The sequence below is a fragment of the Mycolicibacterium agri genome, assembly GCF_002553505.1.
Taxonomy (GTDB): domain Bacteria; phylum Actinomycetota; class Actinomycetes; order Mycobacteriales; family Mycobacteriaceae; genus Mycobacterium; species Mycobacterium agri.
Genome location: NZ_PDCP01000035.1, coordinates 48,472 through 63,382 on the forward strand (window position 1 = coordinate 48,472; position 14,911 = coordinate 63,382).

19 protein-coding genes are annotated in these 14,911 nt (G+C 68.3%); 2 read left to right on the top strand and 17 right to left on the bottom strand.

What is annotated here, in order from left to right:
- Positions 1-33: 33 nt before the first annotated feature.
- On the top strand, positions 34-1,206 hold the full coding sequence (locus CQY20_RS19240) for a glycosyltransferase (RefSeq protein ID WP_097941678.1): 1,173 nt from the start codon (positions 34-36) through the stop codon (positions 1,204-1,206).
- Positions 1,207-1,217: 11 nt separating this feature from the next.
- Here the strand turns inward: CQY20_RS19240 and CQY20_RS19245 are convergent, their stop codons facing one another.
- Complete coding sequence (locus tag CQY20_RS19245; protein WP_097941679.1) at positions 1,218-1,775, bottom strand: hemerythrin domain-containing protein; 558 nt, start codon at positions 1,773-1,775, stop codon at positions 1,218-1,220.
- Between the two features lie 93 nt (positions 1,776-1,868).
- Here CQY20_RS19245 and CQY20_RS19250 point away from each other — a divergent pair, with 93 nt between their 5' ends.
- Positions 1,869-2,063, top strand: coding sequence for a DUF3046 domain-containing protein (locus tag CQY20_RS19250; protein ID WP_097941680.1), 195 nt, complete (start codon positions 1,869-1,871; stop codon positions 2,061-2,063).
- Between the two features lie 17 nt (positions 2,064-2,080).
- On the opposite strand, the gene CQY20_RS19255 is transcribed toward CQY20_RS19250, so the two are convergent.
- The 16 genes from CQY20_RS19255 to CQY20_RS19330 all read right to left on the bottom strand — a co-directional run.
- A complete protein-coding gene (locus CQY20_RS19255) occupies positions 2,081-2,323 on the bottom strand; it encodes a hypothetical protein (RefSeq protein ID WP_097941681.1) in 243 nt (80 codons plus the stop codon).
- A 75-nt stretch (positions 2,324-2,398) separates the two neighbouring features.
- Positions 2,399-3,526, bottom strand: coding sequence for a hydrogenase formation protein HypD (gene hypD / locus CQY20_RS19260; protein ID WP_097941682.1), 1,128 nt, complete (start codon positions 3,524-3,526; stop codon positions 2,399-2,401).
- 10 nt (positions 3,527-3,536) lie between these two features.
- Positions 3,537-3,809 carry a HypC/HybG/HupF family hydrogenase formation chaperone gene (locus CQY20_RS19265; protein WP_097941683.1) on the bottom strand — a complete coding sequence of 91 codons (273 nt, stop codon included), beginning with the start codon at positions 3,807-3,809 and terminating at the stop codon, positions 3,537-3,539.
- 25 nt (positions 3,810-3,834) lie between these two features.
- Complete coding sequence (gene hypE / locus CQY20_RS19270; protein WP_163700357.1) at positions 3,835-4,935, bottom strand: hydrogenase expression/formation protein HypE; 1,101 nt, start codon at positions 4,933-4,935, stop codon at positions 3,835-3,837.
- The gene (locus tag CQY20_RS19275; RefSeq protein ID WP_097941685.1) at positions 4,932-5,636 is read right to left on the bottom strand and encodes a D-sedoheptulose-7-phosphate isomerase; all 705 of its coding nucleotides are present in this window, start codon (positions 5,634-5,636) and stop codon (positions 4,932-4,934) included. The genes hypE and CQY20_RS19275 overlap by 4 nt, the downstream gene beginning before the upstream one ends.
- Entirely contained in the window at positions 5,633-6,370 is a 738-nt protein-coding gene (locus CQY20_RS19280) for a hydrogenase assembly protein HupF (protein ID WP_097941686.1), read from the bottom strand. The genes CQY20_RS19275 and CQY20_RS19280 overlap by 4 nt, the downstream gene beginning before the upstream one ends.
- Entirely contained in the window at positions 6,367-7,122 is a 756-nt protein-coding gene (locus tag CQY20_RS19285; protein ID WP_097941687.1) for a DUF6390 family protein, read from the bottom strand. Before CQY20_RS19285 ends, CQY20_RS19280 begins: the two co-directional genes overlap by 4 nt.
- 2 nt (positions 7,123-7,124) lie before the next feature.
- Entirely contained in the window at positions 7,125-9,413 is a 2,289-nt protein-coding gene (hypF, locus tag CQY20_RS19290; protein WP_097941688.1) for a carbamoyltransferase HypF, read from the bottom strand.
- The gene (locus CQY20_RS19295) at positions 9,410-9,664 is read right to left on the bottom strand and encodes a HypC/HybG/HupF family hydrogenase formation chaperone (RefSeq protein ID WP_097941689.1); all 255 of its coding nucleotides are present in this window, start codon (positions 9,662-9,664) and stop codon (positions 9,410-9,412) included. The genes hypF and CQY20_RS19295 overlap by 4 nt, the downstream gene beginning before the upstream one ends.
- A gap of 2 nt (positions 9,665-9,666) precedes the next feature.
- A complete protein-coding gene (locus CQY20_RS19300; protein WP_272938821.1) occupies positions 9,667-10,176 on the bottom strand; it encodes a hydrogenase maturation protease in 510 nt (169 codons plus the stop codon).
- Positions 10,177-10,296: a DUF6893 family small protein gene (locus CQY20_RS36210; protein WP_097941690.1), complete on the bottom strand. Its 120-nt coding sequence runs from the start codon at positions 10,294-10,296 to the stop codon at positions 10,177-10,179.
- On the bottom strand, positions 10,284-11,651 hold the full coding sequence (locus tag CQY20_RS19310) for a hypothetical protein (RefSeq protein WP_097941691.1): 1,368 nt from the start codon (positions 11,649-11,651) through the stop codon (positions 10,284-10,286). Before CQY20_RS19310 ends, CQY20_RS36210 begins: the two co-directional genes overlap by 13 nt.
- A complete protein-coding gene (locus CQY20_RS19315) occupies positions 11,648-12,292 on the bottom strand; it encodes a DUF6084 family protein (protein WP_097941692.1) in 645 nt (214 codons plus the stop codon). Before CQY20_RS19315 ends, CQY20_RS19310 begins: the two co-directional genes overlap by 4 nt.
- The gene (locus tag CQY20_RS19320; RefSeq protein WP_097941693.1) at positions 12,289-12,924 is read right to left on the bottom strand and encodes a DUF5947 family protein; all 636 of its coding nucleotides are present in this window, start codon (positions 12,922-12,924) and stop codon (positions 12,289-12,291) included. Before CQY20_RS19320 ends, CQY20_RS19315 begins: the two co-directional genes overlap by 4 nt.
- A 136-nt stretch (positions 12,925-13,060) precedes the next feature.
- Positions 13,061-13,966, bottom strand: coding sequence for a NifU family protein (locus tag CQY20_RS19325; protein ID WP_097941694.1), 906 nt, complete (start codon positions 13,964-13,966; stop codon positions 13,061-13,063).
- 3 nt (positions 13,967-13,969) lie between these two features.
- On the bottom strand, positions 13,970-14,911 hold a 942-nt coding region (locus tag CQY20_RS19330; protein ID WP_165789276.1), incomplete at its 5' end, for a nickel-dependent hydrogenase large subunit.

Sequence of the window (14,911 nt, forward strand, 5' to 3'; positions counted from 1 at the left end):
GCGTAGTGGTGGGGGTTATGGCAGGGTAGCCGCATGCGCGTCGCGGTGGTCGCCGGTCCCGATCCCGGGCACGCCTTTCCCGCGCTCGCCCTGTGCCGCCGATTCGTCGCTGCCGGCGACACGGCGACGTTGTTGACCGGCACCGAATGGCTGGACACCGCCCGCGCGGCCGGGGTGGATGCGGTCGAGCTGATCGGGCTTGACCCGACCGAGCTCGACGACGACACCGACGCGGGCGCCAAGATCCATCAGCGCGCCGGGCGCATGGCGGTGCTCAATGTGCCGGTGCTGCGGGACCTCGCGCCGGATCTGGTGGTTTCCGATGTGATCACCGCCTGCGGCGGGCTGGCCGCCGAACTGCTGGGCATCCCGTGGATCGAGCTGAACCCGGCACCGCTGTACCGGCCGTCGAAGGGGTTGCCGCCGCTGGGCAGCGGCCTTGCTCCGGGGGTGGGCATTCGCGGGCGGCTGCGCGATGCGATCATGCGGGCGATGACGGCGCGCTCCTGGCGCGAGGGCATCCGGCAGCGCTCGGCTGTGCGGGTTCAAATCGGTTTGCCCGCAACCGATCCCGGCCCGCTGCGTCGACTCATCGCCACGTTACCCGCGCTCGAGGTGCCGCGGCCGGACTGGCCCGAGGAGGCGGTCGTCGTCGGCCCGTTGCATTTCGAGCCCACCGACGCGGTGCTCGAGATTCCGCCGGGTGACGGGCCGGTCATCGTGGTGGCGCCGTCGACGGCGGTCACCGGCACCCGCGGCCTGACCGAGATCGCGCTTGAAACACTGCGGCCAGGTGAGGTGCTGCCCGAGGGGTCGCGGGTGGTGGTGTCCCGGCTGTCGGGTGCCGACTTCGAGGTGCCGCCGTGGGCCGTGGTCGGCCTCGGCCGCCAGGACGAACTGCTGTCCCACGCCGATCTGGTGATCTGCGGCGGCGGGCACGGCATGGTGTCGAAGACGCTGCTGGCCGGGGTGCCGATGGTGGTGGTGCCCGGCGGCGGCGACCAGTGGGAGATCGCGAACCGCCTTGTGCGCCAAGGCAGTGCGCGACTCATCCGGCCACTGGAGCCCGCCGCGCTGGCCGAGGCCGTCATTGATGTGCTGGCCGCGCCGCGCTACGCCGAGGCCGCCAAGCGGGCCGGGGCAAGCGTCGCCGACGTGGCAGACCCGGTGCGGGTGTGCCACGACGCGATGAAGACGCTGGCCTAGGTGTTGCGGGCCTAGGTGTTGCGGCCGCTCAGCGCGTCCCGCAGGCGGTCGATCAACCCGACTCCCGGGCCGAGAATCTTGTTGCCCGGCGGCGTATCCGGCGCCATCGGATGCGGCCGCGTCGGCGCCATCTTCTTGGCGGCCTCGAACTTGCTGCCGAGCTCGCCGAGCTCATCGGCGTCGCACGCGTCGTGCAGCTTGGGCAGCAGTTCGCCTTCCTCGTCCTCGATGTGGTGGCGGATGTCGTCGATCAACTTGCCGACCAGCTTGTCGAATTCCGGGCCCTCGTCGTCGGTCTTCTCGATGGCTTTCATGATCTCTTCGGCCTCGGCGTGCTCGTGTAGCTCGTGGTCGGCGATCTTGTCGCCGTCGGGCAGCACGCGCCGCGCGGCGGGATAGAGATACATCTCTTCGCCGACGGAATGGCGCACCAGGCCGGTGATCACATGCTCGGCGAGCGCACGCCGGGTGTCGGGATCGGTAGTGCTTTCGAGCTCCTTGAACACGGCCTCGAATTCGCGGTGGTCGGCGACGATGTCGTCGATGATGCTTTTCTGCTGTGTGGTCACTTTGCTTCCCTCGGGCTGTCAGGTGCAGTTGCCCCGATTGAGTACCCCGGCTGTGGGCCGTGACACAGCGCGGCCTCGCGTACGTTTGGTCGCGTGCGGTTGACCGAATTCAATGAACTCGTCGAGAACCAATTCGGCCCGGCGCGCGCACAGTCGCTGCTGTTGGATCACGTGTTGACCGGCTTGGGCGGGCGCACGGCCGCGCAGGCCATCGAGGACGGCGTGGACCCGCGCGACGTCTGGCGGGCGCTGTGCGCCGATTTCGACGTCCCGCGCGATCAGTGGTGACCGGCAGTCGTGACGGGCTAAGAGTCGGCTTGCGTCTTGCGGCCTTCGTAGGGCGGGACGGCCGGTTCGACGTCGCGGGGCGGTTCGTTGGTCATCGTGGTGTCGAAGTCTTCGCTACCCTCTTCGCCGTAGCCGGGCACCGATTCGTCGCCCTTCAACGCGCCCGACGGACGGTCCTCGCCGCCGGACGGCTTGTCTGACCCGGTGTCTCGCGTTCCTGGTGCCGGTTCCCCGGCGAAGCGGTCTTGTGGACTGCTCATGATTACTCCTAACCGCCGTCGCACACACCGCGGCGACTGTCACTCGCCTACCCCGGAATTCGTCGCGGTAACCGGCTACCGCGGCTGGCCGAGCAGCGCGGCGGTTTCGCGGTGCAGCCTGCCGAAGTTGTAGTAGGCGGCGCAGGCGCCCTCGGGGGAGACCATGCAGGTGCCGATCGGCGTTTCGGGGGTGCATGCGGTGCCGAAAACCTTGCATTCCCAGGGCTTGATGACGCCCTTGAGCACCTCGCCGCACTGACACGCCTTGGGGTCGGCGACGCGCACACCGGGCATGTCGAACTTGCGCTCGGCGTCGAATTCGGCGTAGTCCTGATGGATCTTCAACGCGCTCTGCGAAATGAATCCAAGCCCGCGCCACTCGAAGTGGGGCCGCAATTCGAACGTCTCGGACATCAGCTTCAACGCCTGCGTGTTGCCTTCGGGGCGCACCACGCGGGTGTACTGGTTTTCGACCTCGCAACGGCCGTCCCTGATCTGCTGCAGCAGCATGTGCACCGACGCCAGGATGTCGAGCGGCTCGAATCCGGCCACCACGATGGGCTTTCCGTACACCTCGGGCACGAACCGGTACGGCCGCAGCCCCACGACGGTGGACACGTGACCGGGCCCGAGGAAGCCCGACAGCCGCAGATCAGGGGATTCGAGAATGGCCTTGATCGGCGGCACGATCGTGACGTGGTTGCAGAAGATGCTGAAATTGCGCACCCCCAGCGCGCGGGCGCGCACCAGCGTCACCGCGGTGGACGGCGCGGTGGTCTCGAAACCGACGGCGAAGAACACCACGTGCTTGTCGGGGTTGTCGACGGCGACCTTCAGCGCGTCGAGGGGGGAGTAGACGAACCGGACGTCGGCGCCACGCGCTTTGGCCTCGATGAGATTTCCCTTGGATCCGGGCACCCGCATCATGTCGCCGAACGTGGTGAAAATGATTCCGGGCTGTTCGGCCAGCCACATCGCGTCGTCGACGCGGCCCATCGGGATCACACACACCGGGCATCCCGGTCCGTGAACGAGCTCCACCGATTCGGGCAGCAGGTGCTCGATGCCGTGCCGGTAGATCGTGTGCGTGTGACCGCCGCACACCTCCATGAACTTGAATTCGTCGCCGCCCGCCAGCTCGGTGATCGATTTGACCAGAGCGCGTGCGGCGGCGGGGTCGCGGAATTCGTCGACAAACTTCATGTCAAGCCTTTCAGGCGATTTCGGAGGAGTTGAAGGCCTCGATCTCGTTGATGTAGTCGGCGCCCATCTTCTGCACTTGGTCGAGCGTCAGCTTCGCCTCGTGCTCGTCGATCTTGGCCATCGCGAATCCGACGTGCACCAACACCCAGTCGCCGACCTGCAGGTTGTCGTCGGCCAGCAGTCGCACGCTGATGGTGCGGCGGACGCCGTTGACGTCGACCTTGGCCAGCGACTGTTCGGCGTCGACGATGTCGACCACCTGGCCGGGGATTCCCAGACACATCGTCAAACTCCTTTCACGCGACGCATCAGCAGATGCGGGGTAGTGGGTCGCCGACGAGCATGTCGACGATTCGGCTGCCGCCGAACGAAGTCCGCAGCGCGACAATGCCGTTGGGTTCGGGGATGATGTCGCCGACGACCGTCGCCCGCGCGCCCAGTGGATGCGTGCGCAGCGCGCCGACGGCCGCGTCGGCCTCCTCCGGCGCGACGACGGCGACGAACTTGCCTTCGTTGGGCACATACAGCGGGTCGATGCCGAGCATGTCGCAGGCGCCGAGCACCTGCGGCTGCACCGGCAGGCTCCGTTCGTCGAGGACGAGTGCGAACGGGCGGTCCTTGACCAGTTCGTTGCACACCGTCCCCACCCCGCCCCGGGTCGCGTCGCGCATCCACCGTGTCGACGGCGCGGCCTCGAGGAGCAACTCGACCAGCTCGTGCACGGGTGCGGTGTCGGAGGCGATGTCGGCGTCGATGGCCAGGTCGCCGCGGGCCAGCATGACGGCCATCCCGTGTTCACCGATCGAGCCGGACACCACGACCTTGTCGCCGGGACGCACCAGCTCAGCGGAAAGCTGCCTGCCCTCGGGCACCACGCCGACCCCTGCGGTGCTGATGTAAACCCCGTCGGCTGCGCCCTTTCCGACGACTTTGGTGTCGCCGGTGACGATCTGCACGCCCGCTTTCGCGGCGGCTTCGCTCATGTCCGCGACGATTTCGCGCAGTTCGTCGATGGGGAAGCCCTCTTCGATGACGAACGCCGCCGACAACCACTGGGGGCGTGCACCGGAGACCGCGAGGTCGTTGATGGTGCCGTGCACGGCGACATGGCCGATGGAGCCGCCCGGGAAGCGCCGCGGTGAAACGACGAACGAGTCGGTGGAAAACGCCAGCCGTTCACCGGACGGTGTGCGCAACCCGGCCGCGTCACCGAGTTGTTCGAGTTCGTCGTTGCGGAACGCTTCGAGAAAAACGGCGTCGACGAGCGCCGCCGACGACTTGCCGCCCGCGCCGTGCGCGAGCGTCACCACGTCGTCGAGCAGCCGTGGCCGCCGCTGACGGAACTTGTCGATCCGCTCCAGCACCCGGTCTTCGCGTTCGGCGGCGGTCATCGCATCGGTTGAGCTCATGACGTGTGTACTCCATTGCGGCGGCGGGACATGTGCTCCTGCGCGACCGACCAGAGCCGGAAGCCCAGCATCGCGTGGCTCTCCTGAATGCGGTGAATACTCTGGCTGTGCACCGTGAAGCAGTAGTCGAGGTCGTCGGCGACGGCCATGCGGCCACCGTCGTGCCCGGCGAACCCGATCGTCAACAGCCCGCGGCGCTTGGCCTCGGTGATCGCGGTCATCAGGTCCTCGGAGTTGCCGGAGGTCGACAGCGCGATCGCGACGTCGCGGTCGCGGGCGTGGGCGATGATCTGCCTCTTGAAGATGAGCTCGAAGCCGACGTCATTGCCCAGGGCCGTCACCACCGCTTCGTCGGCGGCCAGCGACCACGCCGCGACCGCGCGTCCGCGCGCCGGGCGACTGAACAGTGACGCCAGCGTCGCCGCGTCGGTCGAGCTGCCGCCGTTGCCAAGCGTGTAAAGACGGCCGCCGCGCTGGAAGCGTTCGGCCATCTCCGTGCCCGCCGCGGTCAACGCCGGCCCGTACTCGTCCAGCGACTCCTGTTGCAGGCGAGCGCTTTCGGCGGCCTTGCCGCGTGCCGAGGCGGCGAGGTCGTCGAGGAGGCTGCCCGCGTCGGTTTCCTCGGACTCGATGAACGGATAGAGGAAGCCGGTGCTCTCAGTGCTTTTCGTGCCGCCGCTTCCGGCGTCGTGTGTGGTCATCGATCCACCTCCCCGTCATCCACGCGCGCGATCGCTGTCCCCGCGTGCACCAGCACCAGGTCGTTTTGTGCCACGTCGCCGAGCACACTGACGTCGACCCATTCCTCGCCCTTGGCGGTGCGAACCAGGGCCTGCCCCAACGGTTCTGCGGGCTCGAGCACCACTTCGCCGAGCCTGCCCTCGTCGCTGCACGTGACGCACACGTCGTCGGCGCATTCGTCGGCCTCGGGTTTGAGCAGACCGGGGTGTTCGAAGCAGACGTGGGTGAGTTCCCACAGCAGGTGATACAGCAGGACGAAGCGGCCGGTGGCGGGCACCATCGGGTCGTCGGAGTCGACCCACAGGATGTGGTCGGCGGCCCCGGCGGGTGGGCGCGGGCCGGAACCGATCCACAGCGTGCGCGCACCCCACGCCGGGGCGCGCCGCATCGCGTCGATGACGGCCGGCTGGTCGGCCGACGCCACGGCCATCAACAGGTCACCGGGCTGGGTGGCGACGCGGGCCTGCGCCACCGGATCGGGTTCGACGAGCGCCACCGACGGCAGCGCGCGTTTACCCATGATCACCGGATGGACGAACTCGACGGCGACGTGGTGGGCGTGCGGTTCCCATTGCGGGGAAAGCACCCACAGCGTCGCGCCCGCGTGGAATCTGCGGGCCATGTCCAGCGCAGCGGCCGCCAAATCCGTCGACAGGTCGGCGTCGACGAAGGTCGAATTGGTGGTGACAGTCATCGGTTTCGCTCCTCAGTACGGGCGGCGTTGACGAGGTCGAGCGTGGTTTGCGTCGAGTCGGCCAGTGCCACGCATTCGGCGTCGGTGAGCACGCCGCAGGTCCAATCCCAGTGCGCCGACACCACATCGCCGGGCCGCGGCGCTTCGATCAACGAGACGCCGTCTTTGCGCCACCGCACCCGCTCGCGCCGCGGCTCGCCGAGGGCCAGGACGCCGTCGGCGTAGGTCAAGGCACGGGCGGTAGTCCATACGTGCTCGTTGTCGACGGATTCGACCGTGCCCCACCGGATCCGGCAGTCCTGCAGCACTTTCAAAGCCGTGGCCGCGTCCCGGTCGAGGAACCGCACCCACGGATACACCACGAGCACTTGAAAGCTGTGATGAGCCAGCGCGCCCTGAGTTATGCCCGGATCGGCGAGCAGACCGGTGACCTGACCGGCGAACGCGCGGCGCAGGTTCGCCACCAGATGTGCGGGGTCGACGCGGCCGAGCAGCGGCCCCCCGATCCAATAGTCGTGCACCACTTCGGCATCGAGCGGGTCGGCGATGCCGGCCGCCTCGGCGATCGCATGCAGGTACGGCCATGCGCCGTCGAACGCCTTGGCGTGTTCGGCGACTGCGGCGGGGTTGTCGCCGCGTAGCAAAACCTCCGCCTCGGCGGGGCCGCAGTAGCCCAGTTCGTTCGGCGGGAAGGCGTACCGTGCGAACAACGCGTATCCGGCGGGCAACATGTGGTCGTGCAGCGTCGTCATCGTCAGCCCGCCGTCCCGACAAGAAGCTGACCCAGTGCGATGCCGCCGTCGTTGGGTGGCACGTGGCGGTGCGTGATGACTTGAAGGCCCCTGGCCTGCAGGCCGGCGCACACCGTCCGCAGGAGAAGCGCGTTCTGGAAGACGCCGCCCGACAACGCGATCGGGGCACCGTCGGTGTCGTGGAGCCCCGCCAGGTCGACGACCATGTTGGCGACCGCACGGTGGAACCGCGCGCCGATCATCGCGGCCGGGACACCGGCGCGGACGTCGGCGAGGACCGCCGCCAGCACAGGTGCCGGGTCGATGATCACCGGTGTCGTGGTGTCATCGATGCCGAACGCGTATCCCGTTGTGCCGCAGTCGCAGTTGCGGGCCATTCCCTCCAACTCGATGGCGGCCTGGGCTTCGTAGGCGACGGACTGGCGCACGCCCGCCAGCGCAGAGACCGCGTCGAACAACCGGCCCATGCTGGACGTGGGCACACACCCGAATCCGGTGTCGAACTGCCGGCGCAGCACCCGGCGCTCTTCGTCGGGGCAGAACTGCACGGGCGGCAGGTCGTCATGCCACTGCAGGCCCGCCGCCCACAGATGCGCCAACGCCATCCGGTAGGGCCGCAGCACGCTGGCGTCACCCCCGGGCAGCGGAACGTATTTCAGATGCGCGAGGCGCTCGAAGCCCTTGTAGTCGGCGAGCAGCACTTCGCCCCCCCAGACCGCGCCGTCGGGGCCGTATCCGGTTCCGTCGAACGCGAAGCCGAGGACGCGTTGCGACCCGTCCAGCCCGTGCTCGGCCATCACCGCGGCGATGTGGGCGTGGTGATGCTGCACCGAGCGCACCGGCCGCCCGTCGGCGTTGCGCTGCGCCCACGCCGTGGAGCGGTAGCCCGGATGCGCGTCGGCCACGACGATTTCGGGCGCGACGCCGGTCAGTTCCTCGAGGTGGCGCTCGGCGGCGTCGAACGCGGACAGCGTGGCGAGATCGTCCATGTCGCCGATGTGCTGGCTCAGCCACGCGTACTTCTGGTCGGCGAGCGCCAGCGTGTTCTTCAGGTCGCCTCCGACGGCCAGGGTCGGCGGCAGCGGCACCGGCAGCGCGACCGGTAGCGGCGCGTAGCCGCGGGAGCGCCGGATCGGCAACTCGACTTCGTTGACCACCCGCACCACCGAGTCGTCACAGGGCACCAGGATCGCGCGGTCGTGCGTCAACCAGCCGTCCGCCAGATGCGAAAGCCGGTCCAGCGCGTCGTCGTCGGCGAAACAGATCGGTTCACCGCCCAGGTTGCCCGATGTCATCACCAGCACCTGCGGCGCCGGGGCGTCGCCGGGAAGGCCGAACAGCAACACGTGCAGCGGCGTGTAGGCGAGGATGACGCCGAGGTCGGGGTTGTGCGGTGCCACCGCGTCGGCGGCGCCCGCGCCTGCCCGTCGCGGCATCAACACGATCGGCCGCTGCGGGCCGGCCAGCAGCCGCTCCGACGCCTCGTCGACGTCGACGATTCGGTGCGCGGTTTCCAAGTCGCGCACCATGACCGCGAACGGCTTGTCGCCGCGCCGCTTCCGCCGCCGCAGTTCGGCGACGGCGCGCTCGTCGGCGGCGTCGCATGCCAGGTGGTAGCCGCCGATGCCCTTGACCGCGAGGATGCCGCCGCCGCGCAGCAGGTTTCGGGCCTCCTCCAGCGCGGCATCGCCGTCGGTGACGGTGCCGTCATCGGCCCGGTAGCGCAGGGTCGGCCCACAGTTCGGGCAGCAGACCGGCTGGGCGTGGAAGCGTCGGTCGGTGGGGTCGTGGTACTCGCGCTCGCAGTCAGCGCACATCGGGAAGCCCGCCATCGTGGTGGTCGCGCGGTCGTAGGGCAGCTCGGCGATGATGGTGAACCGCGGGCCGCAGTTGGTGCAGTTGATGAAGGCGTGTCGGTACCGGCGGTTGCCCGGATCTCGCTGTTCGGCGGCGCATTCGGCGCACATGGCGACGTCGGGGGAGGCGAGCGTGCGGCCGCCGTCGGATCGTGAGGTGTCCGCGATCGTGAAGCCGGTGCCGCCGATGACCGGAATATCCTGCGTGTCAATCGCTTCGATGACCGCCAGCGGCGGAGCACGGTGGGTGAGCCGGGCCAGGAACTCGTCGAGATCGCCTCGATCGCCCTCGACCTCGATAACGGCGCCGGCGCTGTCGTTGCGGACCGACCCCGTCAGGCCGAGCGCGGCGGCGCAGGTGTAGACGAAGGGCCGGAAGCCGACACCCTGGACGACGCCCCGCACGCAGATCCGCAGCCGGCGCCGCCCGGTCATGGTGACGCCTCGACGTCTTCGCCGCTGCCCATCATCTTCAACCCGGACAGCGCGGCGTCCGCGCCCGCCTTGTCGGTTTTCTCGACGACGAAGCCCATGTGGATGATCACCCAGTCACCCGGGTTGAAGGTCTCCTCGGGCAGCATGCCGACGTTCACCTTGCGGTGCTCGCCCGCGACGTCGACGAGCGCCAGCTGCCCGCCGTAGCCTTCGAGCATCCGCACCACCTGGCCGGGGATTCCAAGACACATGGTCAGCTCGCTCTCACACCGTCGAGCAGGCGCGCCACCGCGTCCCCGACCGCGGCCACCGCGGCGGGAACGGCGGCGGCGACAGCGGGTGAGAGCCCCATGCCCTCGTCGACGTTGTCGACCTCGCAGCCGACCACGATGGTGTAGGGCGGGGTGCCGCCGAGCGCGGCGAGGCTGGCGAACACCGCGGCGGGATCCATCGCGTGGGCGTCCAAACCGACCTGCCCGCCGAGGCTTTCGTGGTCGGCCTCGATCACGTGCAGCGTGCCGGGCGACCCGCGATTGGGCAGGGCGTCGACGAGCACCAGCGCGTCGTAGCCGTCGAGCAGGTCATAGGCCAGATGCATACCGCCGATGCCGTAGTCGGCGACCCGCACCCGCGGATCGGTGATCTTTTCCGGCACATGCCGCATCACCTCGGGTCCGAAACCGTCGTCGCCGAGGAAGATGTTGCCGATGCCGGCTACCAGAATCCGGGACGTGATTGCACCATCCTCACTGACCTCATCCACCTACATGCGGCGAATCTTCATATACCGGTTCAGATCCGGCAGCGAACGCACACAGAGTACCACTGCGGCGAGCACGATGATCCCCGCGATGACGGTGGCGGTGACACCTACTGCTTGCATGTCGGATTCCTTTCACTCAACGGTTCGACCTCATCGGGTGCGAAGTACAGGTAGCGGCCGTACCAGTCGTGCAGATCGGCGGCCGGGTCGTCCTCGAGGACCACGCCGACGTGCTGGTCCCCGTCGACGGTTTCATGCACGGAGGTGACCCGCGCGATCTTGTCGGCGAAGAACAGATCCTGGGCGTCGGCCCGCCGCGAGGGGTGCAGCCGAACGCGGCTGCCGCGGCTCACCCGCACCCCGTCCACCAGCACGGCGTCAATCTCCGGCCGTACCGCGATGTCGGCCAGCGGATCCCACCAGTCGACACCCTCGGGTATCTCCGGGATCAGCCCTACACCGTCGGCCGCGTGCGGGTTGCGCAGCACACCGTGTAGGTCGAGCATCGCCTCGGGCGACATCGAGTCGCAGCGGTCGATGATCTGCGCGGCCAGCGGGTCGGTGGCCCTGGCTGCCGCCTTCTCCTCGTCGGTCATCGTCATGATGCGCAGCGTGAGGATCTCGTCGATCTCGGTGGAGTCGTACAGCGCGCCCTTGCTCTGCTCGGCGATCTCGGGGTGGTCGTAAAGGATGATCGGCGACACCAGCATCAGCGCGTGGTTGCCGGGCGGGCCGGCCAGCACCGGGAAGCAGCGGTGGTGTTCGCATTCGGCGACGGTGCCCTCCGCCGACGCAGGCGGGTCGAGAAGCGACACGAATTCACCGTCGCGGACTTCGGCGATGATGTGCGTGCCGATGAGGGAGACGGCGATCGCATCGTCCTTGTCGGCCGCCGGCGGCGCGGTGTTACGCACCGTCATCGTCAGGCGGACGAAGCCGTCGAGGGGTTCGGCCGAGAGGTCCAGTTGGGCGTGCAACGCCCGGCGCGTGCGGATCAGCCTGCCGCCGTCTACGTCCTCGATGTCGGTGCCCGCGTCGACGTCGATGGGCAGCGTCTGCGGCAGGTCGGCCCCGACGTGCAGTGGCCCGAACGAGGCTTCGCGTTCGACCGCCTCATCCCAGCGCAGCCAGGACTGCTCTCCCGACACCAGTTCGACGACCGGCTCGAATTGCCCTCCGCCGACGTCCTTTTCGACGCCGCGGTGCTGCAACTGCAGGAACCGCACGACGACCGACAGCGTTGGATCGCCCTGCGGCGCGACGACCATTTGGGCGGACAGCGAGTCGTGCTCGCCGATTCCTGCGTCGACTGCACCCGCAGGCCCCAACACACCGAACTGCCAACGGGTCTGGTTCTTGCGCGAGTTCGCGCGGTACGGGTAGAGCAGATAGCCCTCGTAGAGCACGGCATCGGCGACGGCACGGGCCCGATCCCAGTCGCCGCGCCTGTTGCTCCTTGCCTCCGAGGTCGTCATCGCAACTCCTCGGTCTTGTTCTCCTCCAGCAGCGAGGTCACCGCCTCGTCGAAGGACAGCAGGCCGCGCTCCGACCGGTATGCCGCCAGAGCGTCGATCGTGTCGCGGTGCAGCCGCAGCCACCCGGTGTTCGGGTAGTGCTGCGCGATGAGGTCGCGCCACACCGACACCGGCATCTGGAAGCGGTCCTCGCGGTCCCACGGCACCTGCCGCACCTCGAACCCGCGCGGACCCTTGGCGAAAATCGTTCCGCTGAACAGGAACTGCAGCGGCACGCAGCCGTCGCGAAGGGCGTGTAGATACTTGGCGGCGGCCACCTCGAAGTCGTAGGTGCATTCCAGCGGCAGGGTGACCTGGGTGGCGCCGGTGAATCCCTGCACCATCGCGGCGGTCTGCAGCCATTGGAAGTTGTGCATGGTGTTGGCCCACCGTTCGCGCGGCCCGAACAGGTCGAGCAGGCCGGCGGCCTCGTCGTCGGAGTATCCCCGACGCATCGGTTCGATGCGCACCTGGCAGCGCAACGCGATCGCATGGATCGCGTCGTCGCCGACCGCGGCGACACCCAGTCGCGCATTCAAAGTCGGGGTGACGGCGTAGCTCTCCGGCTCGATCCCGACGACGGCGAAGGTGATATCGGTCATGGCGCCACCAGTTCGCTTTTCGCGTCGAGGATTTCGAAGAACTCATCGATGAACGCCCTGACCTGCTGGCCGCCGTCGAACCCGTGCCACAGCAGGCGGAGTCGACCGACGAACTCGTAGCAGGTGTCGATCGGCAGCAGATAGCTGCGCGGCGCGGCGGTTTCGTCCGCATCGCCCACCCGCACCAACACCGCCTCGGTGTCATCGGCGAGCATGTCGACCCGCGGGTCGGCGGCGCGAATGTCGTTCCACGCCGACAGATCCAGCTCCGACTCGGTGGCGCCGGCCGGCCCCGGATAGAACGCGACGGTGCGACCCAGCGCCGAGTTGCGGAAGAAGAATGCGAGCCCGACCGGAATCTGCAGCGCCTCCCAATGCCGCCGGTCCAGCGCGAAGTCGGGGAAGGCCAGATAGCGGTCGGGGATGGCGCGGTAGCGCAACTCGGCGGTGGTGTCGGTGAACAGCAGGTAGCAGCCGCGGCACACACACATCAACTGGCGGCCTTCAACATTCACCACATGCTGGTGTTCGTCGGCGATCGGCTCGGCGCACATCTCGCAGCGCTCACCGGCCGGCTGCGGCGCGCTGCGCGCCGCCCGGATACGCGCCAAAACGTCGTACGCGTTGGTCATACGCGATCCGCCTTCGCTTCTCGCTTGCAAGTCATACGCGATCCGCCTTCGCTTCTCGCTTGCAAGTCATACGCGATCCGCCTTCGCTTCTCGCTCGCAAGTCATACGCGATCCGCCTTCGCTTCTCGCTCGCAAGTCATGCGACTGTCTCCTGTTCGGCCAGCGCCATGCACAGCACACCGTCGCGCTCGAGAAGCGGCACCGGCTCGAGATGTGCATCGGCCGAGCCGTTTCCGTCGACACAGGCGCCGGCGTGAACGACGTCGAAATGCGCGTGGCACCGCGGACACCGCAGTACGACGTCGCCTCCGGCGCCCATGCGGCGGTGCAACGCGGCACCCGCCAGCGATTCGCCGCAACTGCCGCAGCGGTCGCGGTAGGCGAACAGCGCATCACCCACCCGGCAGGCCAGCACGGTGCTGCCCCCGACCGCGAAGCCGCCGACCTCACCCGGGGCCAGGCCCGCGAGATCAGGCACCGGGTGCCACGCGTGCGTGCGCACGCGACGCAGCAGGTTGTCGACCGGAATCACCGGTGCCGCAGGCTCCGCCGCCACCACCTCGATGGTCGAAATCTCCGGCGCCGCAGCGCGCACCGCGTCCTCGACGGCCAACTCGAGGGTGACCGACGACGACGGGCAGCTCTTGCAGCTGCCCGTGAACTGCAGCCGCACGACGTCGCCGTCGACTTCGAGGAGCGCCACGTCGCCGCCGTGCGAGCCGAGGTAGGGCCGCACGCTATCCAGCGCGTCCTGCACACGCCGCTCGACGGCGTGCGGGTGTAGGCCGTGGACGAGCAACAGGCTGGCAATGAGATCGTCGGCGGCGAACGCGTCGGCAAGCTCCGGATGCGTTGAAACGGCGATGCGCAGCATCCGTTCCAGCCCGGCGCCGTAGAGGTCGGTTATCTCACGGGCCAGTTGCTCGGCACGTTCGCGCGCCACGACGCCACCGGCTGCGCTGGCGTCGAGGAGGTTCTGTATCCGATCGCCCGCCGTGCGCCACTGTGCATCTTGATCGGGGTTCTCCGGGCGATGCGGCATATGTCATTCCCCGGTGACGGACTGGGTGGGGGAGTGCAACCTCTCGATCTTCTTGCCCTTGCCCAGATACATGTGCACACCGCAGGGCAGGCACGGATCGAAGCTGCGCACCGTGCGCATGATGTCGATGCCCTTGAAGTGCTCCCTGTCGTTCTCCTCGAAGATCGGCTGGCCTTGCACCGCATCCTCATACGGCCCCGGAGTGCCGTAGCTGTCGCGGGGGTTGGCGTTCCACGGCGTCGGCGGATACGGGTGGTAGTTGGCGATCTTGCCGTCCCGGATCACCATGTGATGGCTCAGCACGCCGCGCACCGCCTCGGTGAACCCGCAGCCGATACCCTCCTTCGGCACCTCGAACTTCTCCCACGTCTTCGTGCGACCGGCGCGGATCTCGCCGAGCGCCTTCTCGGCGAAGTGCAGTGCGCATGCCGCGGCATAGGCCTGGAAGTACGTTCTGGCGCGGTTGCGTTCAATCGTATTGCTGCCGTACTGCGGGATCTTCCACTCCAGCGAGACCGGACCCTTGAGCGCAGTTTTCGGCAGGTTGATCTGCACGCTGTTGCCCGTCGCCTTGACGTAGCCGATGTCGACCAGGCCCGCCAGTGCGGTCGCCCACAGTCGGGCCAGCGGACCGCCGCCGGTGTCCAGCGCCAGATGATCCTTGCCGTCGAACCAGCGCGGCGCCATCACCCAGCTGTATGCCCCGTCGAAGTCGCGCTTCTGCGGCCGCGGGTTGGTGTGCTGGTTCCAGGGGTGGCGCCGATCCACCGGATTGCCGAGCGGATCGGTCTTGACGAACATCTCCTGGTCGGTCCAGTCGTCGTAGTAGCTGTGGCCCAAAAGGATTCGGATGCCGAGGTTGATGTCGACCAGCGAATGGGTGTGCAGCTTGCCGTCGATCACCACGCCGGGCGTGACGAACATGGCGTTGCCCCACTTTTCCAT

What these genes read in the sequence shown, in the direction of transcription:
- hypE (WP_163700357.1), bottom strand. Translation starts at nt 4,935, where the DNA reads ATGAGCTCAACCGATGCGATGACCGCCGCCGAACGCGAAGACCGGGTG.
- CQY20_RS19280 (WP_097941686.1), bottom strand. Translation starts at nt 6,370, where the DNA reads ATGACTGTCACCACCAATTCGACCTTCGTCGACGCCGACCTGTCGACG.
- CQY20_RS19240 (WP_097941678.1), top strand. Translation starts at nt 34, where the DNA reads ATGCGCGTCGCGGTGGTCGCCGGTCCCGATCCCGGGCACGCCTTTCCC.
- CQY20_RS19320 (WP_097941693.1), bottom strand. Translation starts at nt 12,924, where the DNA reads ATGACCAACGCGTACGACGTTTTGGCGCGTATCCGGGCGGCGCGCAGC.
- CQY20_RS19265 (WP_097941683.1), bottom strand. Translation starts at nt 3,809, where the DNA reads ATGTGTCTGGGAATCCCCGGCCAGGTGGTCGACATCGTCGACGCCGAA.
- CQY20_RS19285 (WP_097941687.1), bottom strand. Translation starts at nt 7,122, where the DNA reads ATGACGACGCTGCACGACCACATGTTGCCCGCCGGATACGCGTTGTTC.
- CQY20_RS19310 (WP_097941691.1), bottom strand. Translation starts at nt 11,651, where the DNA reads ATGACGACCTCGGAGGCAAGGAGCAACAGGCGCGGCGACTGGGATCGG.
- hypD (WP_097941682.1), bottom strand. Translation starts at nt 3,526, where the DNA reads ATGAAGTTTGTCGACGAATTCCGCGACCCCGCCGCCGCACGCGCTCTG.
- CQY20_RS19275 (WP_097941685.1), bottom strand. Translation starts at nt 5,636, where the DNA reads ATGACCACACACGACGCCGGAAGCGGCGGCACGAAAAGCACTGAGAGC.
- CQY20_RS19325 (WP_097941694.1), bottom strand. Translation starts at nt 13,966, where the DNA reads ATGCCGCATCGCCCGGAGAACCCCGATCAAGATGCACAGTGGCGCACG.
- CQY20_RS19255 (WP_097941681.1), bottom strand. Translation starts at nt 2,323, where the DNA reads ATGAGCAGTCCACAAGACCGCTTCGCCGGGGAACCGGCACCAGGAACG.
- hypF (WP_097941688.1), bottom strand. Translation starts at nt 9,413, where the DNA reads ATGACCGGGCGGCGCCGGCTGCGGATCTGCGTGCGGGGCGTCGTCCAG.
- CQY20_RS36210 (WP_097941690.1), bottom strand. Translation starts at nt 10,296, where the DNA reads ATGCAAGCAGTAGGTGTCACCGCCACCGTCATCGCGGGGATCATCGTG.
- CQY20_RS19315 (WP_097941692.1), bottom strand. Translation starts at nt 12,292, where the DNA reads ATGACCGATATCACCTTCGCCGTCGTCGGGATCGAGCCGGAGAGCTAC.
- CQY20_RS19295 (WP_097941689.1), bottom strand. Translation starts at nt 9,664, where the DNA reads ATGTGTCTTGGAATCCCCGGCCAGGTGGTGCGGATGCTCGAAGGCTAC.